24 protein-coding genes are annotated in these 21,612 nt (G+C 54.8%); 12 read left to right on the top strand and 12 right to left on the bottom strand.

Going from position 1 to position 21,612, the window contains the following annotated elements:
* Positions 1–12 precede the first annotated feature (12 nt).
* The 3 genes from hslV to rraA all read left to right on the top strand — a co-directional run bounded on the left by hslV (position 13) and on the right by rraA (position 2,535).
* Entirely contained in the window at positions 13–543 is a 531-nt protein-coding gene (gene hslV / locus OK409_RS14825) for an ATP-dependent protease subunit HslV (protein WP_010258174.1), read from the top strand.
* 10 nt (positions 544–553) lie between these two features.
* Entirely contained in the window at positions 554–1,891 is a 1,338-nt protein-coding gene (gene hslU, locus OK409_RS14820; protein WP_010258177.1) for an HslU--HslV peptidase ATPase subunit, read from the top strand.
* 158 nt (positions 1,892–2,049) lie between these two features.
* Positions 2,050–2,535 (top strand): ribonuclease E activity regulator RraA, encoded by a 486-nt coding sequence (rraA, locus tag OK409_RS14815; protein ID WP_009088032.1) that lies wholly within the window; start codon positions 2,050–2,052, stop codon positions 2,533–2,535.
* Positions 2,536–2,588: 53 nt separating this feature from the next.
* Here the strand turns inward: rraA and zapB are convergent, their stop codons facing one another.
* Positions 2,589–2,828: a cell division protein ZapB gene (gene zapB / locus OK409_RS14810; RefSeq protein WP_003851242.1), complete on the bottom strand. Its 240-nt coding sequence runs from the start codon at positions 2,826–2,828 to the stop codon at positions 2,589–2,591.
* A 405-nt stretch (positions 2,829–3,233) separates the two neighbouring features.
* Between zapB and OK409_RS14805 the strand changes: the two genes are divergently transcribed.
* The 3 genes from OK409_RS14805 (at position 3,234) to glpX (ending at position 6,737) form a co-directional block, all read left to right on the top strand.
* Positions 3,234–4,088, top strand: a complete 855-nt coding sequence (locus OK409_RS14805; protein WP_010258182.1) for an MIP/aquaporin family protein — start codon at positions 3,234–3,236, stop codon at positions 4,086–4,088.
* A 30-nt stretch (positions 4,089–4,118) separates the two neighbouring features.
* Complete coding sequence (gene glpK / locus OK409_RS14800) at positions 4,119–5,630, top strand: glycerol kinase GlpK (protein ID WP_010258184.1); 1,512 nt, start codon at positions 4,119–4,121, stop codon at positions 5,628–5,630.
* A gap of 96 nt (positions 5,631–5,726) precedes the next feature.
* Positions 5,727–6,737 carry a class II fructose-bisphosphatase gene (gene glpX / locus OK409_RS14795; RefSeq protein ID WP_010258186.1) on the top strand — a complete coding sequence of 337 codons (1,011 nt, stop codon included), beginning with the start codon at positions 5,727–5,729 and terminating at the stop codon, positions 6,735–6,737.
* On the opposite strand, the gene emrD is transcribed toward glpX, so the two are convergent.
* The gene (emrD, locus tag OK409_RS14790; protein ID WP_022624918.1) at positions 6,727–7,920 is read right to left on the bottom strand and encodes a multidrug efflux MFS transporter EmrD; all 1,194 of its coding nucleotides are present in this window, start codon (positions 7,918–7,920) and stop codon (positions 6,727–6,729) included. The two genes, glpX and emrD, sit on opposite strands and share 11 nt — an antisense overlap.
* Positions 7,921–8,193: 273 nt before the next feature.
* Here emrD and fpr point away from each other — a divergent pair, with 273 nt between their 5' ends.
* Positions 8,194–8,940 (top strand): ferredoxin--NADP(+) reductase, encoded by a 747-nt coding sequence (gene fpr / locus OK409_RS14785; protein ID WP_010258190.1) that lies wholly within the window; start codon positions 8,194–8,196, stop codon positions 8,938–8,940.
* On the opposite strand, the gene OK409_RS14780 is transcribed toward fpr, so the two are convergent.
* The gene (locus OK409_RS14780; protein ID WP_010258192.1) at positions 8,931–9,365 is read right to left on the bottom strand and encodes a DUF805 domain-containing protein; all 435 of its coding nucleotides are present in this window, start codon (positions 9,363–9,365) and stop codon (positions 8,931–8,933) included. The two genes, fpr and OK409_RS14780, sit on opposite strands and share 10 nt — an antisense overlap.
* Positions 9,366–9,463: 98 nt before the next feature.
* On the opposite strand from OK409_RS14780, the gene OK409_RS14775 reads away from it, so the two are divergent.
* Both OK409_RS14775 and tpiA read left to right on the top strand, forming a co-directional pair.
* A complete protein-coding gene (locus OK409_RS14775) occupies positions 9,464–10,054 on the top strand; it encodes a DUF1454 family protein (RefSeq protein WP_033759209.1) in 591 nt (196 codons plus the stop codon).
* Between the two features lie 120 nt (positions 10,055–10,174).
* Positions 10,175–10,942 carry a triose-phosphate isomerase gene (tpiA, locus tag OK409_RS14770; protein ID WP_010258199.1) on the top strand — a complete coding sequence of 256 codons (768 nt, stop codon included), beginning with the start codon at positions 10,175–10,177 and terminating at the stop codon, positions 10,940–10,942.
* Between the two features lie 27 nt (positions 10,943–10,969).
* Here the strand turns inward: tpiA and OK409_RS14765 are convergent, their stop codons facing one another.
* The 6 genes from OK409_RS14765 to cpxP form a co-directional block, all read right to left on the bottom strand.
* Positions 10,970–11,743, bottom strand: coding sequence for a CDP-diacylglycerol diphosphatase (locus OK409_RS14765; protein WP_061704410.1), 774 nt, complete (start codon positions 11,741–11,743; stop codon positions 10,970–10,972).
* 162 nt (positions 11,744–11,905) lie between these two features.
* Positions 11,906–12,895 carry a sulfate ABC transporter substrate-binding protein gene (locus tag OK409_RS14760; RefSeq protein WP_187493092.1) on the bottom strand — a complete coding sequence of 330 codons (990 nt, stop codon included), beginning with the start codon at positions 12,893–12,895 and terminating at the stop codon, positions 11,906–11,908.
* A gap of 143 nt (positions 12,896–13,038) precedes the next feature.
* Positions 13,039–14,001, bottom strand: coding sequence for a 6-phosphofructokinase (gene pfkA, locus OK409_RS14755; protein ID WP_003851263.1), 963 nt, complete (start codon positions 13,999–14,001; stop codon positions 13,039–13,041).
* 207 nt (positions 14,002–14,208) lie between these two features.
* Positions 14,209–15,111 (bottom strand): CDF family cation-efflux transporter FieF, encoded by a 903-nt coding sequence (fieF, locus tag OK409_RS14750; RefSeq protein WP_033786471.1) that lies wholly within the window; start codon positions 15,109–15,111, stop codon positions 14,209–14,211.
* A 238-nt stretch (positions 15,112–15,349) separates the two neighbouring features.
* Entirely contained in the window at positions 15,350–15,505 is a 156-nt protein-coding gene (locus tag OK409_RS14745) for a general stress protein (RefSeq protein ID WP_010258211.1), read from the bottom strand.
* 455 nt (positions 15,506–15,960) lie between these two features.
* A complete protein-coding gene (gene cpxP / locus OK409_RS14740; protein ID WP_010258214.1) occupies positions 15,961–16,470 on the bottom strand; it encodes a cell-envelope stress modulator CpxP in 510 nt (169 codons plus the stop codon).
* A 148-nt stretch (positions 16,471–16,618) separates the two neighbouring features.
* On the opposite strand from cpxP, the gene cpxR reads away from it, so the two are divergent.
* Genes cpxR through trmL form a run of 3 tightly spaced genes read left to right on the top strand, consistent with a single transcriptional unit; the run spans position 16,619 to position 19,202 of the window.
* On the top strand, positions 16,619–17,317 hold the full coding sequence (gene cpxR / locus OK409_RS14735; RefSeq protein ID WP_009088062.1) for an envelope stress response regulator transcription factor CpxR: 699 nt from the start codon (positions 16,619–16,621) through the stop codon (positions 17,315–17,317).
* Positions 17,314–18,693 carry an envelope stress sensor histidine kinase CpxA gene (cpxA, locus tag OK409_RS14730; RefSeq protein ID WP_010258221.1) on the top strand — a complete coding sequence of 460 codons (1,380 nt, stop codon included), beginning with the start codon at positions 17,314–17,316 and terminating at the stop codon, positions 18,691–18,693. The genes cpxR and cpxA overlap by 4 nt, the downstream gene beginning before the upstream one ends.
* A 35-nt stretch (positions 18,694–18,728) precedes the next feature.
* Positions 18,729–19,202 (top strand): tRNA (uridine(34)/cytosine(34)/5-carboxymethylaminomethyluridine(34)-2'-O)-methyltransferase TrmL, encoded by a 474-nt coding sequence (trmL, locus tag OK409_RS14725; RefSeq protein ID WP_010672079.1) that lies wholly within the window; start codon positions 18,729–18,731, stop codon positions 19,200–19,202.
* On the opposite strand, the gene cysE is transcribed toward trmL, so the two are convergent.
* The 3 genes from cysE to secB all read right to left on the bottom strand — a co-directional run bounded on the left by cysE (position 19,199) and on the right by secB (position 21,575).
* On the bottom strand, positions 19,199–20,020 hold the full coding sequence (gene cysE, locus OK409_RS14720; RefSeq protein ID WP_010258225.1) for a serine O-acetyltransferase: 822 nt from the start codon (positions 20,018–20,020) through the stop codon (positions 19,199–19,201). The two genes, trmL and cysE, sit on opposite strands and share 4 nt — an antisense overlap.
* Positions 20,021–20,088: 68 nt before the next feature.
* Positions 20,089–21,105 carry an NAD(P)H-dependent glycerol-3-phosphate dehydrogenase gene (gene gpsA / locus OK409_RS14715; protein ID WP_181451952.1) on the bottom strand — a complete coding sequence of 339 codons (1,017 nt, stop codon included), beginning with the start codon at positions 21,103–21,105 and terminating at the stop codon, positions 20,089–20,091.
* Positions 21,105–21,575, bottom strand: coding sequence for a protein-export chaperone SecB (gene secB, locus OK409_RS14710; protein WP_010258229.1), 471 nt, complete (start codon positions 21,573–21,575; stop codon positions 21,105–21,107). The genes gpsA and secB overlap by 1 nt, the downstream gene beginning before the upstream one ends.
* Positions 21,576–21,612: the final 37 nt, after the last annotated feature.

Raw genomic sequence — 21,612 nt, 5'->3', positions numbered from 1 at the left:
AGGGGTCTGCCCGTGACAACAATAGTAAGTGTACGACGCAACGGCCAGGTAGTGATTGGCGGTGATGGCCAGGCTACGCTCGGCAATACCGTGATGAAAGGCAACGTTAAAAAAGTGCGTCGTTTATACAACGATAAAGTGATTGCCGGATTTGCTGGCGGCACCGCAGACGCCTTCACCCTGTTTGAACTTTTCGAACGTAAACTGGAAATGCATCAGGGCCATCTGGTGAAAGCTGCGGTGGAACTCGCCAAAGACTGGCGTACTGACCGTATGCTGCGTCGCCTTGAAGCCTTACTGGCCGTCGCGGATGAATCAGCTTCACTGATCATCAGCGGTAACGGTGACGTCATCCAGCCTGAAAACGATCTGATCGCCATCGGCTCCGGTGGGCCTTTCGCCCAGGCAGCGGCACGTGCGCTGCTGGAGAATACCGAGATGGGCGCACGCGACATCGTCGAAAAGTCGCTGAATATCGCGGGTGATATCTGCATCTACACTAACCACAACGTTAATTTCGAAGAATTAACGTCTAAGTCGTAAGGGTATAAATATGTCTGAGATGACTCCTCGCGAAATCGTCAGCGAACTGAACCGCTTTATCATCGGCCAGGAGAGCGCTAAGCGCGCCGTGGCTATTGCACTGCGTAACCGCTGGCGCCGCATGCAGCTCGACGAAGAGCTGCGCCATGAAGTGACCCCTAAAAATATCCTGATGATCGGTCCGACCGGTGTCGGTAAAACCGAGATCGCGCGTCGTCTGGCTAAGCTGGCCAATGCGCCGTTTATCAAAGTAGAGGCGACCAAATTTACCGAAGTCGGTTATGTCGGTAAGGAAGTGGACTCTATCATTCGTGACCTGACCGATTCGGCCATTAAGATGGTGCGCAGTCAGGCGATTGAAAAGAACAAATATCGTGCCGAAGAGATGGCGGAAGAGCGCATTCTTGATGTACTGATTCCACCAGCAAAAAACAACTGGGGCCAGTCAGAGCAGAGCGCTGAACCCTCTGCAGCACGCCAGTCGTTCCGCAAGAAGCTGCGCGAAGGCCAGCTGGACGATAAAGAGATTGAGATCGACCTGGCCGCCAGCAGCCCTGGCGTCGAAATCATGGCCCCTCCGGGCATGGAAGAGATGACCAGCCAGCTGCAGTCGATGTTCCAGAACCTCGGCGGCCAGAAGCAGAAAGCCCGCAAGCTGAAGATCAAAGAAGCGATGAAGCTGCTGATCGAAGAAGAAGCGGCCAAACTGGTTAACCCGGAAGAGCTTAAGCAGGACGCGATTGATGCCGTTGAGCAGCACGGTATCGTGTTTATCGATGAGATCGACAAAATCTGTAAGCGCGGCGGCCAGAATGCCGGCGGCCCGGATGTCTCACGCGAAGGCGTTCAGCGCGACCTGCTGCCGCTGGTGGAAGGCTGCACCGTCTCCACCAAGCATGGTATGGTGAAAACGGACCACATTCTGTTTATCGCCTCAGGCGCGTTCCAGGTTGCCAGCCCTTCCGATCTGATCCCGGAACTGCAGGGTCGTCTGCCCATCCGTGTTGAGCTGCAGGCGCTGACCGTGAACGATTTCCAGCGCATCCTGACCGAGCCGAATGCCTCGATTACCGTGCAGTACAAAGCGCTGATGAATACCGAGGGCGTGAACATTGAGTTCACCGAAGAGGGTATTCGCCGGATCGCTGAAGCCGCATGGCAGGTCAACGAAACCACCGAAAACATCGGTGCGCGCCGTCTGCATACTGTGCTGGAGCGTCTGATGGAAGATATTTCGTATGACGCCAGCGATCGTCATGGTGAATCCGTTACCATCGATGCTGACTATGTCGGTAAACATCTGGATGAACTGGTGGCTGACGAAGACCTTAGCCGCTTCATTCTCTGATCCACTGATTCAGCGCTTTTCAGAAGCCCAGCCCACCCGGCTGGGCTTTTTTATGCATGTTCTTGATCGAACGATGCTTTTTTCATACTGATGATTTTGCCAACAATCTGCATATAGCGATATACTTACCCTTCCTGTGGCAAACAGACGAAACCCTTATGAAATACGATACATCTGAACTCTGCGATATCTACCATGAAGAAGTGAATGTTGTTGAACCGCTTTTTTCAAATTTTGGTGGGCGCACTTCATTCGGTGGTCAGATTACCACAGTGAAATGCTTTGAAGACAACGGCTTACTCTACGATCTGCTGGAAGAGAATGGCCGGGGTCGGGTACTGGTGATTGATGGCGGCGGCTCAGTGCGCCGTGCACTGGTGGATGCGCAGCTGGCACGTCTGGCGGCAACCAACGAGTGGGAAGGTCTGGTGATTTACGGTTCGGTACGCCAGGTTGATGAGCTGGAAGAGCTGGAGATTGGCATTCAGGCAATTGCCGCGATTCCGGCAGGCGCTGCGGGTGAAGGAATTGGCGAAAGCGATGTGCGCGTTAATTTCGGCGGCGTCACCTTCTTCTCCGGCGACCATCTCTATGCCGACAACACCGGTATCATTCTGTCAGAGGATGCGCTGGACCTCGAATAGGCCAGACATGAAAACGGGTGCCTGAGCACCCGTTTTTCACATCAGCTGAGGCTTCAAACCTCTTCCATTTTTCCCAGCAATGCACGCAGACGTTCCTGCCACACGTGTTGCTCTTCTTTCAGGTGCTGATTTTCACGCATCAGCGCATCGTGGTTGCCCGCGACTTGTTGCGCATCGTTACGCAGTGAGTTGTTCTGCTCTTTCAGCTCTTCGATTTCCATCTGCAACAGGGTGATGGTATCAATCGCCTGCTGTACTTTCGCTTCCAGTTTCTCAAACACTTCAAATGACATCTTTCTGACCTCTCCTAAATTCCTGCAAGGCGTTGATGATGCCAGCTTAAGCCAGCAACGTTGTCCCGATTGTATGTAGCCTCACCCCGCAAGTCCAGCAACGCGGCCGCTGCGGGCGTAGTCTGTAACACTTTTCAGCCAATCCCTGAATTTACGCTGCGCTTACTGCGACGGCTTTCTGGTACGGGTGCGTTATCCCCGTCATCAGGCGCGAATATTGGCTAAGGAAAGCCAGAATACGCGAAAACGCGCATTTTTATGACGCAGTACACAAAAAACGATTTCGCTATTTCTCGTTTATGTTCGTTAACGATAAATTCACACCAGCCCTACATTAAAGCTGGGTGCCTCATGGAATGAGAACAAAAACTGATAAAATTTAACCTCGCTTCAGGAACCACTATTATGAGTCAGACAACTAACACGCTCAAAGGTCAGTGTATTGCCGAATTTCTGGGGACAGGCTTGATTATTTTCTTTGGCGCAGGCTGTGTGGCTGCACTGAAACTCGCCGGTGCCGCCTTCGGTCAGTGGGAGATCTGCATCATCTGGGGTCTTGGCGTTTCCATGGCCGCCTACCTCACCGCAGGCATTTCGGGCGCGCACCTGAACCCGGCAATTACCGTTGCACTCTGCCTGTTTGCTAATTTTGAAGGACGTAAAGTTCTGCCTTATATCGTATCGCAGATTGCCGGTGCCTTCTGTGCCGCGGCGCTGGTATACGGTCTCTACTACAGCCTGTTTTTTGATTATGAGCAGAGCCACCAGATGGTGCGCGGCACGGTTGAAAGTCTCGACCTGGCAGGCATCTTCTCAACCTACCCTAATCCACATATCGGTGTCGGCCAGGCCTTCCTGGTTGAGATGGTCATCACTGCAGTATTAATGGCGGTCATTATGGGTCTGACGGATGACGGCAACGGCATTCCACGTGGCCCACTGGCTCCACTGCTGATTGGCCTGCTGGTTGCGGTTATCGGTGGCTCCATGGGTCCTCTGACCGGCTTCGCCCTTAACCCGGCTCGTGATTTCGGACCGAAGATCTTCGCATGGCTGGCAGGCTGGGGTAACGTTGCCTTTACCGGTGGTCGTGACATCCCTTACTTCCTCGTGCCGATTTTTGGCCCGCTGGTCGGTGCCTGCCTGGGTGCAGTAGGTTATCGCACACTGATTGGTCGCTACCTGCCAGGTACCGCCCAGGAACCTGCAAGCGTTCCAGCAGACAAACCGGTTGCACGCGCTCAGCAGCGTAAAGCGTAAGTTTCACCTTTTATCATCAGGACAGAATTTATGACTACCACAGATAAAAAATATATTGTCGCGCTCGATCAGGGCACAACCAGCTCCCGCGCCGTCATTCTCGACCACGACTCTAATATCGTCGCGGTATCGCAGCGCGAATTCACCCAGATCTACCCGAAAGCGGGCTGGGTTGAACATGATCCAATGGATATCTGGGCTTCACAAAGCTCAACGCTGGTTGAAGTGCTGGCCCATGCCGACATCCGCTCTGATGAGATTGCGGCAATTGGTATCACCAACCAGCGCGAAACCGCTATCGTCTGGGAAAAAGAGACCGGTAAGCCGATCTACAACGCCATCGTCTGGCAGGATCCCCGCACCGCCGACTACTGTCACAAACTGAAGAAAGAGGGTCTGGAAGAGTATATCCAACACACCACCGGTCTGGTGATTAACCCTTACTTCTCCGGAACCAAAGTGAAGTGGATCCTGGATCACGTTGAAGGCTCTCGTGAGCGTGCAAAACGTGGCGAGCTGCTGTTTGGTACCGTCGATACCTGGCTGGTCTGGAAAATGACCCAGGGCCGGGTGCATATCACCGACTATACCAACGCCTCCCGTACCATGATGTTTAACATCCATAAGCTGGAGTGGGATCAGCGTATGCTGGATATCCTGGATATCCCGCGTGAAATGCTGCCAGAAGTGAAGTCCTCTTCTGAAGTCTATGGTCAGACCAACATCGGTGGTAAAGGCGGTACACGTATTCCAATCGCCGGTATTGCCGGTGACCAGCAGGCTGCGCTGTATGGCCAGCTCTGTGTTCAGCCTGGCATGGCGAAAAACACCTACGGCACCGGCTGCTTTATGCTGATGAACACCGGTACTGAAGCGGTAACCTCGACGCACGGCCTGCTGACCACTATCGCCTGTGGCCCGCGCGGTGAAGTGAACTATGCACTGGAAGGGGCTGTGTTTATCGGTGGCGCCTCTATTCAGTGGCTGCGCGATGAGATGAAGCTGATCAGTGAAGCTGCTGACTCTGAATACTTTGCGATGAAAGTGAAAGACACCAACGGCGTTTACATGGTGCCTGCTTTCACCGGCCTGGGCGCTCCTTACTGGGACCCGTATGCCCGTGGTGCTATCTTCGGCCTGACCCGTGGTGCTAATGCTAACCACATCATCCGTGCGACGCTGGAGTCTATCGCTTATCAGACGCGCGACGTGCTGGAAGCGATGCAGAACGATGCCAACACCCGCCTGCAGGCGCTGCGTGTCGATGGTGGCGCGGTTTCCAACAACTTCCTGATGCAGTTCCAGTCTGACATCCTCGGCACCCGTGTTGAGCGTCCGGAAGTGCGTGAAGTCACCGCGCTGGGTTCTGCTTATCTGGCAGGTCTGGCTGTCGGCTTCTGGCAGGATCTGGATGAAGTCCGCTCTAAAGCAGTTATTGAGCGTGAATTCCGTCCAAGCCTGGAAACCACCGAGCGTAACTTCCGTTATGCTGGCTGGAAAAAAGCTGTAGCCCGCGCCCAGGCGTGGGAAGAACAAGAGTAATATCAATGCCCGCGACCCTTGCTGTCGCGGGCCTTTTCCCCGCTCCACTGCCCCGCTGTGTTACACTGCCTGCCTGTTTTTTGTCAGGTAGATGCCATGAAACGAGAACTTGCCATTGAATTTTCCCGCGTAACCGAAGCTGCCGCCCTGGCAGGCTATCACTGGTTAGGACGCGGCGACAAAAATGCGGCTGACGGCGCGGCTGTCCATGCCATGCGTCATGTCCTGAACTCCATTGAAATCGACGGTCAGATTGTGATCGGTGAAGGCGAAATCGACGAAGCTCCGATGCTCTATATCGGTGAAAAAGTCGGTACCGGCCGCGGCGATGCGGTCGACATTGCGGTCGATCCGATTGAAGGCACCCGCATGACGGCGCTTGGCCAGGCTAATGCGCTGGCGGTGATGGCTGTAGGCGATAAGGGCAGCTTTCTGCACGCACCCGACATGTACATGGAGAAGCTGATTGTTGGCCCCGCAGCGCGTGGAGAGATCGATCTCGACCTGCCGCTGGAAACCAACCTGCGTAACATCGCCATCGCGATGAATAAGCCGCTATCACAGCTAACCGTATCGATTCTGGCAAAGCCACGTCATGACGCAGTGATCAGTCAGTTGCAGCAACTGGGCGTGCGGGTGTTTACCTTCCCGGATGGCGATGTCGCCGCCTCCATTCTGACCTGCATGCCGGACAGCGAAGTGGATGTGATGTATGGCATCGGCGGCGCACCGGAAGGCGTGGTCTCTGCGGCGGTGATCCGCGCGCTGGATGGGGATATGCAGGGCCGGTTACTGGCGCGTCACCACGTGAAAGGCGACAGCGCTGAAAACCGTCTGCTGGGTGAGCAGGAGCTGCAGCGCTGCGCAGAGATGGGGATTGAAGCGGGCAAAAAGCTGATGCTGAATGAGATGGCACGCAATGACAACGTGGTGTTTGCCGCCACCGGCATTACCAGTGGCGAACTACTGAAAGGCATTACGCGTCAGGGCAATATCGCCACCAGCGAGACCCTGCTGATTCGCGGTAAATCACGCACCATCCGCCGTATTCAGTCGATTCACTATCTCGACCGTAAAGATCCGGCGCTCCATCCCTTTATCCTGTAACCGGCTGGTTGCCGCGCTCCGGCTGACGTGAGAGCGGCAACCAGCAGAGCAGCATCACCAGCGCCGTGAAGAACATCAGCATGCCAAGGCTGAACTGATCGCGCTGCGGCATCATGGCTGACAGCCACGCCACCAGGCCCGATCCCAGATTCTGCATCCCGCCAATCAGCGCGCCCGCGCTACCCGCCAGCCAGGCATAAGGCTCCATCGCGCCTGAAGTCGCCAGCGGGAACAGCATGCCAGCCCCAAAGAAGAACAGCGCAGCCGGGACCAGCAGCGTCCAGATATTCATCACGCCGAACCATGCCGGGATCCACATCAGGATGCCCGCCAGCAGGCAGCTATTTACGCCCCACCACATCAGACTGTGCCATGAACCCTGCTCGCGACCGGCAAACCAGGCACCAAAAAACGCTGCCGGAATCGGCAGGATGAACAGGATGCTGACGGTCAGGCTGTGCAGGCCGAGCACGCCGCCCAGCAGAACGCCACAGCTCGACTCAAATACCGCAATCCCGGCCAGCGCGCCAATCAGCAGCACAATGTAGCGAACGAAATTCGCGTCGCTGAGCAGGCGGGCGTAGCGTTTAAAGAAAGGTGTCACTTCCGCGCTCTGCGGTCGGGTCTCCGGTAGCCAGCGTGCCATGGAGACGGTTACCGCCAGACAGAGCAGCAGCAGAAAGGCAAAGCAGGCGTGCCAGCCAAAGAGCTGAGTCAGCAGTGCACCAATTACTGGCGCCAGCAGCGGGCTGACCAGAATGCCCATATTAAGCAGGCTGTTAGCGCGCCGCAGTGCGTGCCCCTCGTAGAGATCGCGCGGCATGGTGCGGGCCATCACGCCAGCTACGCCGGTGCCCAGTCCCTGAACAGCGCTGCCGAACACCAGCATATCGAGCGACGTCGCCATCAGTGCCGTAATTGCGCCGATCATAAAGATCATCATGCCCGCCAGGATCACCGGACGACGACCGATGCTGTCTGACAGCGGGCCATAGATCAGCTGGGATCCGCCATAGGTCATCAGATAGGCCGCCATCACACGCTGCAGCGCGCCATCCCGCACATTCAGAGCATCCGCCATCACCGACATCGCCGGGACGTAGATAGTCTGTGCCATCTGCCCTACTGCCACCAGCACAATGAGCATCACCAGCAGCGGGCGATTTTCGAGTTTAGTCATCATGATTATGCAAAATTTCTTTCTGTGAAAGGAGGTTAAAACAGCGGTTCACCCGCCAGTCATCTTGTTATGGCGGGCAAAATATCAGGATTAGATGACAAAGCGAGAGGTAAGCGAAAAGGTCCCGGCTTGCGCCTGTCAAGTTTATGGGCCAGCCTGTAAAGACAAAGTAACAGTTTGTCGATTAGAGCCTTTGCCCCGGCGCAGGCTGGCAATCTCACCGGGCAGCCGCGAAAATAGTGACCTGCCTGAATAATCAACAACCAGGGAGTGATTATGGCTGAGTGGGTCAATGCTGAAGTAAAGGAAGTGAAAAACTGGACGGATGCGCTGTTCAGTCTCCGGGTAAAAGCGCCCATCGATCCCTTTATCGCCGGGCAATTTGCCAAGCTGGCACTGGAAATCGACGGTGAGCGGGTACAGCGCGCTTACTCTTACGTCAATGCGCCGAAAGATGATCTGCTGGAGTTTTACCTGGTCACCGTGCCAGAGGGCAAACTGAGTCCGCATCTGCAGGCACTTCGGCCTGGCGATCAGGTGATGGTCACTAAAGAAGCGGCAGGATTCTTTGTGCTGGATGAGGTCCCTGAGTGCAAAACCTTATGGATGCTGGCAACCGGCACCGCTATTGGCCCCTACCTGTCGATGCTACAGCAGGGCGAAGGGCTGGATCGCTTTGAAAACATCGTGCTGGTCCATGCTGCCCGCTATGCGGCCGACCTGAGCTTTTTGCCGCTGATGCAGCAGCTGCAACAACATTATCAAGGCAAGCTGCACATCCAGACGGTGGTGAGTCGCGAAGAGATCGCCGGTTCGCTGACTGGCCGGGTCCCGGCGTTGATCGAAAACGGTGAGCTGGAGCGCGCCACCGGGTTAAGCCTGGATGCCGACAGCAGCCATGTGATGCTGTGCGGCAACCCGCAGATGGTGCGTGATACCCAGCAATTACTGAAAGAGACGCGCGAGATGCGCAAGCACCTGAAGCGTAAGCCGGGCCATATCACCAGCGAACATTACTGGTGAGCCGTTTGCCGGTATCTCACCGGCTGAGTCGCGGTACCAAACCGGTTAGCGCCGGGGGTACCGCGAAAGAGACCGAGATCGAGCAGCAGGCCAGCCAGTAACACAAACGGAATGGCGCGACCCAACAGCCAGGGCAGTATGCCGTCCAGCATGCTCCAGTTCCCTGCCACCAGCAGCCAGGCAACAATCACCAGAAATCCCCAGTAGCCACGGCGATTACGATCGTGCAACCGTTTAACGATAACCGCGCTGGCGGGCCACAGCAGGCAGACCACGCCAAAGGCCGCCATCTGAGTATCAAGCCAGTCGTTAGCCGCTAACGCGAATAACAGGGTTGTTGTCAGCAACCAGACCGCCTGCCAGATCCAGAAATCACGTCGTCCCAGCCGGCCGCGCCAGGAAAAACACCATTGTTGTAACGTCATGCATTATCATCCAGAGAGAAGAGAACCGCTGCGGTTTTGACCTCGCGGATAAAAACCGTTTTAATTTGCGCCTGAGTTTACGGGTTAGGATCGACAAAATGAAGAATTTGCCTGGCGCACTGCTGTTATCGTTTGCGCTGACGGTTCCGGTCTTTGCCGCCGATCCGCCACCGCAGGAACGGACCGATGCGTTGCCCACCGCCCCCTATCTGCTGGCGGGCGCCCCCACCTTTGATATGACTATCGGCCAGTTCCGCGAAAAGTATAATCAGGCCAACGGGGCGCTGATGCTGCCGGAATATCGCGCCATTGATAATCGGGGCGACAAAAGCACCCTGACGCGCGCCGCCAGCAAAATCAACGAGACCCTCTATGCGTCTACCGCGCTGGAGCCCGGTACCGGCAAAATTAAGACGCTGCAGATTACCTGGCTACCGTTGCCAGGTCCGGATCAGAACGCCTCACAGCAAAAAGCGCTGGCCTACATGACCGCCATGTTGCGCTTCTTTGTACCGGGACTGAGCGCCGATGAGGGACGTAAAAAGCTGGAGGGTTTGCTGAAGCAAGGTAAGGATTTACCCTACTTTGCGCAGGTCGAGGGCGCGTTGCGTTTTGTGGTGGCTGACAACGGCGACAAGGGGCTGACCTTCGCCGTTGAGCCGGTCAAACTGGCGCTCGCCAGCCCCTGATGATGAGGCCGAAAATGACGAAAAGCAAAGCCATCGCTACATTTGATCTCTATACTGTCTGGCAGACAACGCTGCCAGCTGGCAGCGATTTTTCATGTATCGCTTTATGCGGAGGATAGAATGCGACATCCACTGGTTATGGGTAACTGGAAGTTGAATGGCAGCAAGCAGATCACAGCTGAACTGATCGCCGGTCTGCGCAAGGAACTGTCTGGAGTTGAGGGTTGTGGCGTCGCCATTGCACCGCCAGCTCTCTATCTCGAGCAGGCAAAACACGCCATCTCCGGTAGCCACATCGCACTGGGTGCGCAGAACGTAGACGTTAACCTGTCTGGTGCGTTTACCGGTGAAGTTTCCGCAGAGATGCTGAAAGATATCGGCGCGAAATATATCATTATCGGTCACTCAGAGCGCCGCACTTACCACAAAGAGAGCGACGAATTCATCGCGAAGAAATACGCGGTGCTGAAGTCAGTGGGCCTGGTACCGGTGCTGTGCATTGGTGAAACCGAAGCGGAAAACGAAGCGGGTAAAACCGAAGAAGTCTGCGCTCGTCAGCTGGATGCCGTTCTGGAAACTCAGGGCGCCGAAGCGTTTAAAGATGCGGTCATCGCGTATGAGCCAGTCTGGGCCATCGGTACCGGCAAATCTGCCACCCCTGCTCAGGCTCAGGCCGTTCACAAATTCATTCGTGACCATATCGCGAAGAAAGATGCGGCTATCGCAGAACAGGTCATCATTCAGTACGGCGGCTCAGTTAACGATAAAAATGCGGCTGAGCTTTTCACCCAGCCTGACATCGATGGCGCGCTGGTTGGCGGTGCCTCACTGAAAGCGGACGCTTTCGCTGTGATCGTTAAAGCTGCAGCGGCTGCAAAAAGCGCCTAAGCAGTAAACGTACCGATTAAAGGCGGCTTAAGCCGCCTTTTTTATGGGCGCTATCAGCTGACAGGCGTGATCCTGTACCTCCTCCGCCGAACCGCTGTTCAGCAGCAGCCAGTTTCGCTCTATCGCCATCAGCACCAGTCGTCCATCACTTAATTCAGCCAGTGCCAGCCCATATTTCCCCATCTCGCTGCGCGCCTCTGGCCGCTCATTGGCCAGTCGGATAAACGCACTCTGCCGGGTCAGCTCGTCCGGGGTCAATGCACGCAGCCAGTAGCGGTGCTTACGCAGCGTGATGCTCTGCCACCGCCCGCTAAGCTGCGGCGTCAGCTGATCAAGCTGCTGACGCACATCGGGTCGCAGGCAGGAGATATGAATATGGAGCTGATTCTGCGTGCGGCCATACTGTGAATTGATAGCCAGTGACAGAACCCGATCATCAATAGGTGAGCCGCGTCGCTGCGCAAGCAGAGTCCGCTCATCCCATGCAAGGGCAAAGTAGTTGGGCGTAGCGGATTGCAGTAACCGCGGGCTTTCGATGCCGGTGATCCTGTCGAGCGGGATCAGCAGATACTGCAACGGCCCGTGCATATCTTTCAGCATGGCATAGCGATGCCGCTGATCGACGCGCTGACAGGGCGCAGGTTCTCCACCACTCTGCTGGTGAGGCAGACATTTCTCGCTGACGATCTGCCACAACGCATCACTGTTCTTTTTGAAATGCAGTGCGGCAGCCAGCATCCCCGCAATGACCAGTACCAGCAGAACCGCAACCAGGCGGGTTGCACGACGATGTGTCGGCATAACAACGCTTCCTGAATGGCTTAGCAGCCTGCATCCTCGCCTGGCGAGAAAAAAATGTCACGGGGAATTCTGGCAGATAACCCAGCGGCTGGGCGGAGAAGGAGAAAAGGCGTGGTTGTGGAGGATAAGCGGTCAGCGCAGGGATGCGCTGACCGCAGCGCATTACGGTTTCATGACCTGGTCATAGCTGCCGCCATCGGCGAAGTGGGCTTTCTGAGCCTGTGTCCAGCCACCAAACTTGTCCTGAATGGTAAACAGCTTCACTGGCGCAAAGGTGCTGGCGAATTTCTTCGCGACTTCAGCATCACGCGGACGGTAGTAGTTCTGTGCAGCGATAGTCTGGCCTTCTGGCGAGTAGAGGTATTTCAGATAAGCGTCGGCGACTTTACGCGTCCCCTTTTCTTCTACCACTTTATCGACCACCGACACGGTCGGTTCCGCCAGAATCGATTCGCTCGGAGTGACAATCTCGAACTTGTCTTTGCCCAGCTTGTTAACCGCCAGATAGGCTTCGTTTTCCCAGGCGATCAGCACATCACCAATCCCGCGCTCAACGAAGGTGTTGGTTGCGCCGCGTGCGCCGGAATCCTGCACTTCAACGTTTTTAAACAGCGCTCTGACGTAAGCCAGCGCTTTAGCCTGATCGCCGTTGTTATGATCCAGCGCCCAGCCCCAGGCCGCCAGATAGTTCCAGCGTGCGCCGCCGGACGTTTTCGGGTTAGGGGTAATAACAGATACGCCTGGCTTCGTCAGGTCGCTCCAGTCATGGATGCCTTTAGGATTATCTTTACGAACCAGGAAGACAATGGTCGAGGTGTAGGGCGCAGAGTTGTCCGGCAGACGCTGAATCCAGTTTTTATCAATACGACCGCGTTCTGCAATGGCATCAACATCCGATTGCAACGCCAGTGTGACCACATCCGCCCGAATGCCGTTAATCACGGAGGTCGCCTGCTTACCGGAACCGCCATGCGACTGACGGACCACGACATTATCGCCGGTTTCCTGTTTGTAGTGCGCACTGAACGCTTTATTGTACTGTTCGTACAGCTCTCGCGTTGGATCGTAGGAAACGTTTAACAGCTGAATGTCTTTCGCCAGAACGCTGGTTGAGGCCAGCAACAGGGTAACGCCGATACTCCACTTGTTCATTACGCACTCTCCCAATGTCGTTATGAGCTAAGCGTGACATAAACCAATACAGAGCTAAAAGAATTAAAAATAAGCTGTTATAACCATGGGGAATATAGAGGCGGGATGCCGGGGCGCACCAGGTCGCACACCCCGCAGAGGAATTAATAGAGTTTTTTCGCGGTGTCGAGCCAGTCGCGTTTGAACGGACGCTTCATATTTTCAATGGCGTCGACGATGTCGTGATGCACCATCTTCTCGTTCTGAATACCGACGCAACGGCCGCCATAACCCTGCATCAGCAGTTCAATGGAGTAGGCACCCATGCGTGAGGCCAGAATACGGTCATACGCACAAGGTGCACCGCCACGCTGAATGTGGCCCAGAACGGTAGAACGGGTTTCACGCTTGGTTTCTGTTTCGATGAAACGCGCCAGATCGTCGATATCGCAGATGTGCTCGGTAATCGCCACGATAGCGTGCTTTTTACCTTTGGCGATGCCCGCTTTGATTTCCGCTACCAGCTCTTCACGAGTATACGGGAACTCAGGCAGTACGATGAACTCACAGCCACCCGCAATGGCGGCCGCCAGTGTCAGATCGCCACAGTAGCGACCCATCACTTCCACAATCGAAATACGCTGATGCGATGAAGAGGTATCACGCAGGCGGTCAATCGCTTCAACCACGGTTTCCAGTGCAGTGAAATAACCGATAGTGTAATCCGTTCCGGCAACGTCGTTATCGATGGTGCCTGGCAGACCAATGCACGGGAAGCCCATTTCAGTCAGGCGCTTAGCCCCCATGTAGGAACCGTCACCACCAATAACAACCAGCGCATCAATGCCGCGCTTTTTCATGTTCTCAATGGCAACCTGACGCACATCTTCATTACGGAATTCAGGGAAGCGTGCTGAGCCCAGGAAAGTGCCGCCGCGGTTAATCATGTCGGAAACGCTGTAGCGATCAAGATTGATCATGCGATCTTCGTACAATCCCAGGTAACCGTCATAGATCCCAAAAACTTCCAGTCCTTCACTCAGCGCGGAACGCACCACGCCACGAATAGCTGCGTTCATGCCTGGGGCGTCACCGCCGCTGGTTAATACACCAATTTTTTTGATCATGACAACCTCTGGATTGTTCAAAACTAAGGGTTAATCCTGCCTGTCGATCGCTGCTGAAGCTCATTTTACGACTCGCGCGACACGTGATGGCAGATAGTATATCAAAGGCTTGCTGCTGAATTGATTCAGGTCAGACAACTTTTCACTATTTTTTGCAGCAATGTTAGCGTTACGTCATCCCTGCCGTATCGATTTGATTCATTTAAGTTAAAAACCTAAAGAATCCTCTCTCTCGAACGGTACCACAGAACAGGGATCCTGATGGATAATTACGTCTGACCCGGGAAATTCTTTGCGTAACGCCTTCTCAACCTGATCGGCTACCCGATGCGCCTGCACCAGTGGCAACTGATCTTCCAGTTCCAGATGCAGCTGAATAAATTTGGTCGGCCCGGACTGACGGGTTCGCAGATCGTGAACGCCCTGCACCTGCGGCCAGTTTGTCGCAAGCGTCAGGATTTGCTGCCGTTCCTCTTCCGGTAACGCGCGATCCAGCAATGACTGAACTGCCTCGTAGCCCATACGCAGTGCGCTGTAGAGAATAAAAATACCAATGCCCAGCGCAAACAGGGCATCCGCCCGGGTAAAGCCATAGCTGCTCAGCACCAGCGCAACCAAAATAGCGCCATTCATGATGACGTCGGACTGATAGTGCAGCATGTCAGCCCGGATCGCCTGGCTGCGGGTTTTACGAACCACCCAGCGCTGAAAGGCCACCAGCACCAGCGTTGAGCTCAGCGCCACCACGGTCACTACAATACCGACGCCGGGCGCCCGCAACTCATTGGGCGTCGCCAGATGCTGCAGGCCGGTCAGAAACAGAAACAGCGCCGACCCGGAAATAAACATACTTTGCGCCAGCGCTGCCAGCGACTCCGCTTTGCCGTGCCCGAAAGTATGATCTTCGTCAGCAGGCTGCAGTGCATAACGCACCACCAGCAGATTGGTCAGCGAGGCGGCGATATCCACCAGTGAATCCACCAGAGAAGCCAGTAAACTCACCGAACCGGTGTACCACCAGGCAAAAATTTTCACGAGCAACAGCACAGACGCAAGAATGGTCGCGCCGAGCGCAGCACGCTTTACCAGTCGGCCATAAGAGGGTTGCATGCCAGGTTCCCTGTGCGGCATCAGTGATGATGCGCACCAAAATGAATGAATGGCTCAAGTTTAACATCGGGAGGCGGGCACTGCTTAGCGGGTCGATCAACGGATCAGGCTTTTTTGGGAAGGCGCGACAGGTACAAAAAACAAGCCCCGGCCTCTGTGGGAGGTCGGGGCAAAGTGTCATACACATCAGTACCAGGCCACATTCAGGCCCAGGTCCGGGCTGAGAAAGGGCCGGCGACTACTTTTTGCCGCCTTTTTTCCCGGCTTCTGATGCTTTTTCACGATCGTTTTTGAAATTTCCGCCGCCGCTACTCTGGCCGCCTTTCTTACCGGCTTCAGACGCTTTTTGCGGATTATCTGCGAAATTACCTGAACCACCACGATGCTCTGCCATAACTTACTCCGTTAATAGATTCATTCAGGACTACATAATGTGGTTGCTGCTCCCTGAGACTTCGCAAAGACACTTAACTTCCCTGCAGTGACAGGATTAAGTGTAGAGGGTGCGCCTGAACCGGCAAGCGTAACGCGGGGGATTTATCTCATTGAAAAATATAATTAAAGTTTTCTATGTCTGTCTGTAATTCATTCACTTTCAGTGAGTTATAATATTTAACAGGCGGTAAAACCCTTACCGGTACGCTTAAATTTAAGTCATGACCTGAATAGTAAGGAATCGGTGAGACTTACCCATAAAAGCTCAACAAGCGCTAATCAAACAGGGGTTTTATTGCGTGGTGATGATTCCAGTCAAAATAAAAAAAGTGAAAAAAAGATAAAAAAAACCCCCACCATCATGGCGGGGGAAGACAGGGATGTGTCTATGGCAAGGAAAACAGGGATACTATGTTACTGGTTACTGCTGGTACTACTCACTGCCTGCAGCGATGACGCTGACTGCAAATTCGAAAACTGTCGCAGCTCATTAAGTCGCCGCTGGTAATTCTGCTGTAACGCCGACTGCTGGGCTGGCGTTAGCAGCTGGAACATTTGATTCTGTACGCGCGCCATCTCGACCTGCTGTTCAACCTGAACTCTGGCGATCACTTCCGCCTTCTCGCGGATGGCCGCTTCGTTAAACTGGTCTGCAGTCACTAACTCATGTAGTGCTGCGATATCGTCAATATGGACGACCGGGCGCTCATGTCGGGCCTGTTGCATCAGGTCTCGCATCTGCTGACGTTGCTCTTCAGTCAGTTCGATGCCATCGAACATGTGGCTTTGCGGATTTTGCGTCATACTGCCTGTCGGCAATCCGCCATGATGCATCTCGTCAATCGTCGTCGCATCTTTAGCACCTGCGCTGGCGACACTCAGAGCCATCGCTGAGGCAAGGACGACGGCGGTTAATTTGCGCATCGTGTACTCCAGTTCGTTCCGTTTTGCGATTCAACGAGAGCCAGTGTACGGCGACAGCTGCAAACATCCGTCAGGGGGTGTAAAACTACGTAAAGCGATGGATAGGTGCGCCAGGAACACGGTATTTTGCCTGCGGAGGGCTACAAAAATGAATAAAATCCTGTTGGTAGATGACGATCGCGAATTAACTTCGCTTTTAAAAGAACTGTTAGAAATGGAAGGGTTTGAAGTGGTGGTAGCCAGCGATGGTGAACAAGCGCTGAACCTGCTCGATAACTCAATTGATCTGCTTTTACTGGATGTCATGATGCCGAAGAAAAACGGTATCGACACCCTGAAAGAACTGCGTCAGCAACATCAAACCCCCGTCATCATGCTAACGGCGCGCGGCAGCGAGCTGGATCGCGTACTGGGCCTCGAACTGGGCGCAGATGACTATCTGCCTAAACCGTTTAACGATCGTGAACTGGTGGCGCGTATCCGCGCTATTCTGCGGCGCTCAAACTGGAGTGAACAGCAGCAGCAACACGACAATAGCTCGCCTACGCTGGAAGTGGACTGCCTGCGTCTCAATCCCGGCCGTCAGGAGGCCAGTTTTGATGATGTGACGCTGGATTTGACCGGCACGGAGTTCACCCTGCTCTATCTGCTGGCGCAGCATCTGGGCCAGGTGGTGTCGCGTGAGCACCTGAGTCAGGAAGTGCTGGGAAAACGCCTGACGCCTTTTGACCGCGCTATTGATATGCATATCTCCAATCTGCGTCGCAAGCTGCCTGAACGCCGTGACGGTCATCCCTGGTTCAAAACTTTACGTGGCCGCGGCTATCTGATGGTTTCGGCATCATGATTGGAAGTCTGACCACCCGTATCTTCGCCATCTTCTGGTTGACGCTGGCGCTGGTGTTGATGCTGGTGCTAATGGTGCCCAAGCTCGATTCACGACAGATGACCTCGCTGCTGGAGAGTGAACAGCGGCAGGGAATCATGATTGAGCAACACGTCGAAGCAGAGCTGTCACAGGATCCCCCTAACGATCTGATGTGGTGGCGTCGTCTGTTTCGGGCAGTGGAAAAGTGGGCACCGCCGGGTCAGCGGCTGCTGTTAGTGACAAGTGAAGGTCGGGTGATCGGCGCGCAACATAACGAAATGCAGGTTATCCGCAATTTTATCGGCCAGTCTGACAATGCCGATCATCCGCAAAAGAAGAAATATGGTCGTGTTGAGCTGGTAGGACCTTTCGCCGTTCGGGATGGCGAAGATAACTACCAGCTTTACATGATTCGTCCCGCCAACAGTTCCCAGCTCGATTTCGTGAATCTGCTGTTTGACCGTCCCCTGTTACTGCTTATCGTCACCATGCTCATCAGCTCCCCGCTACTGCTCTGGCTCGCCTGGAGCCTGGCACGTCCGGCACGTAAGCTGAAATATGCTGCCGACGAAGTCGCAAGCGGAAACCTGCGTCAGCATCCGGAACTGGAATCGGGCCCACAGGAGTTTCTGGCGGCGGGTTCCAGCTTTAACCAGATGGTCAGTGCGCTGGAGCGGATGATGACCGGTCAGCAACGTCTGTTATCAGATATCAGCCATGAACTTCGTACCCCGCTCACCCGTCTGCAACTGGCTACCGCGCTGCTGCGTCGGCGCCAGGGTGAAGGCAAAGAGCTGGGCCGCATTGAGATGGAAGCACAGCGTCTTGATGGCATGATTAACGATCTGCTGGTACTGTCGCGCACCCAGCATAAAAATGCGCTGGTCAGCGAAGCGATGAAGGCGAATCAGTTGTGGAATGGGGTGCTGGAAGATGCCCGCTTCGAAGCGGAGCAGATGGGCAAGAAGATGGATATTCCCTATCCGCCTGGCCCGTGGCCGCTTTATGGTAATCCCCATGCGCTGGAGAGTGCGCTGGAAAATATCGTACGCAATGCGCTGCGCTATTCACACACCCATATCAGCGTCAGCTTCTCCGTCGATATTTCCGGCATCACGGTACACGTTGATGACGATGGTCCTGGCGTGAGTCCGGAAGATCGTGAACAGATTTTCCGGCCTTTCTACCGTACCGATGAAGCACGCGATCGCGAATCAGGCGGCACCGGTCTTGGCCTGGCGATTGTTGAAACGGCAGTGCAGCAACATCGCGGCTGGGTTAAAGCGGATGACAGCCCATTGGGCGGCCTGCGTCTGACCCTCTGGTTGCCGCTCTACTCCTCCGCTCGCCAATAATTTGTTATGCTTCGGCCCCTGTCATCGGGGGCCTTATGCTTAACATTGTCTTGTTTGAACCAGAAATTCCGCCGAATACCGGCAATATCATCCGCCTGTGTGCCAATACTGGCTTTCAGCTTCATCTGATTCAGCCGCTTGGTTTTGCCTGGGATGACAAGCGTTTACGCCGCGCCGGGCTGGATTACCACGAATTTACTGCCATTAAATTCCACGCCGACTATCAGGCGTTTATCGCCTCAGAGTCGCCTGAGCGTCTGTTTGCGCTGACGACCAAAGGTACGCCCGCACACAGTGCCGTAGCGTACCAGGCTGGCGATTATCTGCTGTTTGGCCCGGAGAGCCGTGGACTTCCGGCTGAGATCTTAGCGGCGCTACCGGCTCAGCAGAAAATCCGTATCCCGATGAAAGCGGAAAGCCGCAGTATGAATTTGTCGAACGCCGTATCGGTGGTGGTCTATGAAGCCTGGCGCCAGCTTGATTTCGCGGGCGCGCTGATTAAAGACTAGATGCCGTCGCCAAACTGAAAACCCGCCAGGCTGCCATTAAAGTGCTGATCCATATCCATCGACGGCTTTTCACTGCCTGGCTTACCAACGATTCGCGCGGGTACGCCTGCTGCAGTGGTGTGCGGCGGCACGGGCTGTAACACCACGGAACCGGCACCGATTTTGGCTCCCTTGCCAACTTCAATATTGCCCAGGACTTTCGCACCGGCACCAATCATCACCCCTTCACGGATTTTCGGGTGACGATCGCCGCTGGTTTTGCCGGTTCCGCCCAGCGTAACCGATTGCAGGATCGAGACATCATTCTCAACCACGGCGGTTTCACCAATCACAATGCCTGTGGCATGGTCGAGCATGATGCCGTGGCCGATGTTGGCGGCGGGATGAATATCGACGGCAAAGGAGACGGAGATTTCATTCTGCAGATAAACCGCCAGCGCGCGCCGGCCTTCATTCCACAGCCAGTGACCAATGCGGTAGGCCTGTAAGGCGTGAAAACCTTTGAGGTAGAGCAGCGGCGTGGAGTATTTATCGACTGCCGGGTCACGCTGGCGCACCGCCTGAATATCGTACGCCGCTGACATAATCATCGACGGATCTTCACGGTAGGCTTCTTCAACGATTTCACGAATGGCGATGGCGGGCATAATCGGGTTAGCCAGCTTGTTGGCCAGCATATAACTCAGTGCGCTACCGAGATTTTCATGCTTGAGCAATGTCGCGTGGAAGAAGCTGGCCAGCATCGGCTCACAATCAGCCAGGGCGCGCGCTTCTGCTTTGATATTATTCCAGACCAGTTCTAACTCATCAGACGACATTGCTGTTTTCTCCCGATAAAAAAAGCGCCTGAATGGGCGCTGCAGGTGATGATGCTACGCGTCCTGCGTTAGCCAGTGCTGTTTTCGTCCTTCCTTGTTCGTCCCAGCAGACTCAATGCTGCATCTCTCGCCGGCTTTTCGCAATACAGCACCTGATAAATCTGCTCGGTGATCGGCATTTCCACACCAAAACGGGCTGCCAATGCTTTGACTTCTTTGGTGTTTCTGTAGCCTTCTACAACTTGTCCGATAATGCGTTGCGCGCTATCTACATCCTCACCCTGGCCCAGCATCATGCCAAAACGACGGTTACGCGACTGATTATCGGTACAGGTCAGCACCAGATCGCCCAGACCCGCCATCCCCATAAAGGTGGTGGGATCGGCACCCAGCGCGGCACCCAGCCGGCTCATTTCAGCCAGACCACGGGTGATCAGTGCGGTACGTGCATTCGCGCCAAAACCAATCCCGTCAGAGATCCCGGCACCGATAGCAATTACGTTTTTTACCGCGCCGCCCAGCTGTACGCCGATGAAGTCAGGGTTGTTATAAACGCGGAAGCTCTTACCGCAGTGCAGCTTCTGCTGCAGGTCGTCAGCAAACTGCGCATCCGTTGCGGCCAGCGCGATAGCCGTCGGTAATCCGGCAGCCAGCTCTTTCGCAAAGGTCGGTCCGGAGATCACGGCCAGCGGAATAGCATCGCCGACAATTTCCCGCGCCACATCCTGCAGCAGGCGTCCGGTCTCTTTTTCCAGCCCTTTGGTCGCCCAGACAATACGCGAGTCGGATCGCAGATGAGGCTTGATCTGCTGCAGCACCTCGCCAAACACATGACTCGGCACCACGATCAATAAATCGCGGCTGGCAGCAATAGCTTTAGTCAGATCAGGTTCAAGAGAAAGATGGTCGGGGAACGGGACATCAGGCAGGAAAGCGGTGTTGCAACGGTCACTCTGAAGCTGCGCCAGATGCGCCGGGTTATGTCCCCACAACAGCACCGGATGGCCGTTACGGGCCAGCGTAATCGCCAAAGCGGTGCCGTATGAACCGGCACCGATGACGCTAATCGAAGCGTGAGTTGTCATCAGGCATCCTGATGTGGTTCAGCACCTTCTTCACCTTGCTGCTGCTGCAGGTAGTTCATGAACAGCGCATCAAAGTTAACCGGTGCCAGGTTCAGCTGCGGGAAGGTACCACGTGATACCAGGCTGGTAATGCATTCGCGTGCGTACGGGAACAGGATGTTCGGGCAGTATGCGCCCAGGCAATGTGCCATCTGCGTTCCTTCGATACCGCTGATGGTGAAAATACCGGCCTGCTGAACTTCACACAGGAAAGCGGTCTCTTCGCCCACGGTGGCGGTTACAGTCACACGAAGTACCACTTCGTAAACTTCGTCAGCCAGCTGAGAAGATGCAGTGTCCAGATCCAGTTTAACGTCCGGTTCCCACTCTTTCTGGAAAACCTGTGGTGCATTTGGCGCTTCAAAAGAGATGTCTTTGGTGAATACGCGCTGAATCTGGAATTGCATTTCGTTAGTGTTATGTTCTGACATGTGACCAAATCCTATGTATGAGATTGTCCGGCGTAAA

Origin of the sequence: Pantoea sp. RG18 (assembly GCF_025910075.1) — a bacterium.
Classification (GTDB): domain Bacteria; phylum Pseudomonadota; class Gammaproteobacteria; order Enterobacterales; family Enterobacteriaceae; genus Pantoea; species Pantoea agglomerans.
The sequence above is the reverse complement of the archived record's forward strand: the minus strand, read 5'-3'. Positions and strand labels throughout refer to the sequence as shown.

Bases quoted from the DNA above. Each gene is read 5' to 3' on its own strand.
- secB (WP_010258229.1), bottom strand. From the start codon at position 21,575: ATGTCAGAACATAACACTAACGAAATGCAATTCCAGATTCAGCGCGTA.
- pfkA (WP_003851263.1), bottom strand. From the start codon at position 14,001: ATGATCAAAAAAATTGGTGTATTAACCAGCGGCGGTGACGCCCCAGGC.
- cpxA (WP_010258221.1), top strand. From the start codon at position 17,314: ATGATTGGAAGTCTGACCACCCGTATCTTCGCCATCTTCTGGTTGACG.
- cpxP (WP_010258214.1), bottom strand. From the start codon at position 16,470: ATGCGCAAATTAACCGCCGTCGTCCTTGCCTCAGCGATGGCTCTGAGT.
- hslU (WP_010258177.1), top strand. From the start codon at position 554: ATGTCTGAGATGACTCCTCGCGAAATCGTCAGCGAACTGAACCGCTTT.
- glpK (WP_010258184.1), top strand. From the start codon at position 4,119: ATGACTACCACAGATAAAAAATATATTGTCGCGCTCGATCAGGGCACA.
- trmL (WP_010672079.1), top strand. From the start codon at position 18,729: ATGCTTAACATTGTCTTGTTTGAACCAGAAATTCCGCCGAATACCGGC.
- OK409_RS14765 (WP_061704410.1), bottom strand. From the start codon at position 11,743: ATGCCGACACATCGTCGTGCAACCCGCCTGGTTGCGGTTCTGCTGGTA.
- cpxR (WP_009088062.1), top strand. From the start codon at position 16,619: ATGAATAAAATCCTGTTGGTAGATGACGATCGCGAATTAACTTCGCTT.
- OK409_RS14780 (WP_010258192.1), bottom strand. From the start codon at position 9,365: ATGACGTTACAACAATGGTGTTTTTCCTGGCGCGGCCGGCTGGGACGA.
- fpr (WP_010258190.1), top strand. From the start codon at position 8,194: ATGGCTGAGTGGGTCAATGCTGAAGTAAAGGAAGTGAAAAACTGGACG.
- gpsA (WP_181451952.1), bottom strand. From the start codon at position 21,105: ATGACAACTCACGCTTCGATTAGCGTCATCGGTGCCGGTTCATACGGC.
- emrD (WP_022624918.1), bottom strand. From the start codon at position 7,920: ATGATGACTAAACTCGAAAATCGCCCGCTGCTGGTGATGCTCATTGTG.
- zapB (WP_003851242.1), bottom strand. From the start codon at position 2,828: ATGTCATTTGAAGTGTTTGAGAAACTGGAAGCGAAAGTACAGCAGGCG.
- OK409_RS14775 (WP_033759209.1), top strand. From the start codon at position 9,464: ATGAAGAATTTGCCTGGCGCACTGCTGTTATCGTTTGCGCTGACGGTT.
- OK409_RS14760 (WP_187493092.1), bottom strand. From the start codon at position 12,895: ATGAACAAGTGGAGTATCGGCGTTACCCTGTTGCTGGCCTCAACCAGC.
- OK409_RS14805 (WP_010258182.1), top strand. From the start codon at position 3,234: ATGAGTCAGACAACTAACACGCTCAAAGGTCAGTGTATTGCCGAATTT.
- tpiA (WP_010258199.1), top strand. From the start codon at position 10,175: ATGCGACATCCACTGGTTATGGGTAACTGGAAGTTGAATGGCAGCAAG.
- fieF (WP_033786471.1), bottom strand. From the start codon at position 15,111: ATGCAACCCTCTTATGGCCGACTGGTAAAGCGTGCTGCGCTCGGCGCG.
- cysE (WP_010258225.1), bottom strand. From the start codon at position 20,020: ATGTCGTCTGATGAGTTAGAACTGGTCTGGAATAATATCAAAGCAGAA.
- OK409_RS14745 (WP_010258211.1), bottom strand. From the start codon at position 15,505: ATGGCAGAGCATCGTGGTGGTTCAGGTAATTTCGCAGATAATCCGCAA.
- glpX (WP_010258186.1), top strand. From the start codon at position 5,727: ATGAAACGAGAACTTGCCATTGAATTTTCCCGCGTAACCGAAGCTGCC.
- rraA (WP_009088032.1), top strand. From the start codon at position 2,050: ATGAAATACGATACATCTGAACTCTGCGATATCTACCATGAAGAAGTG.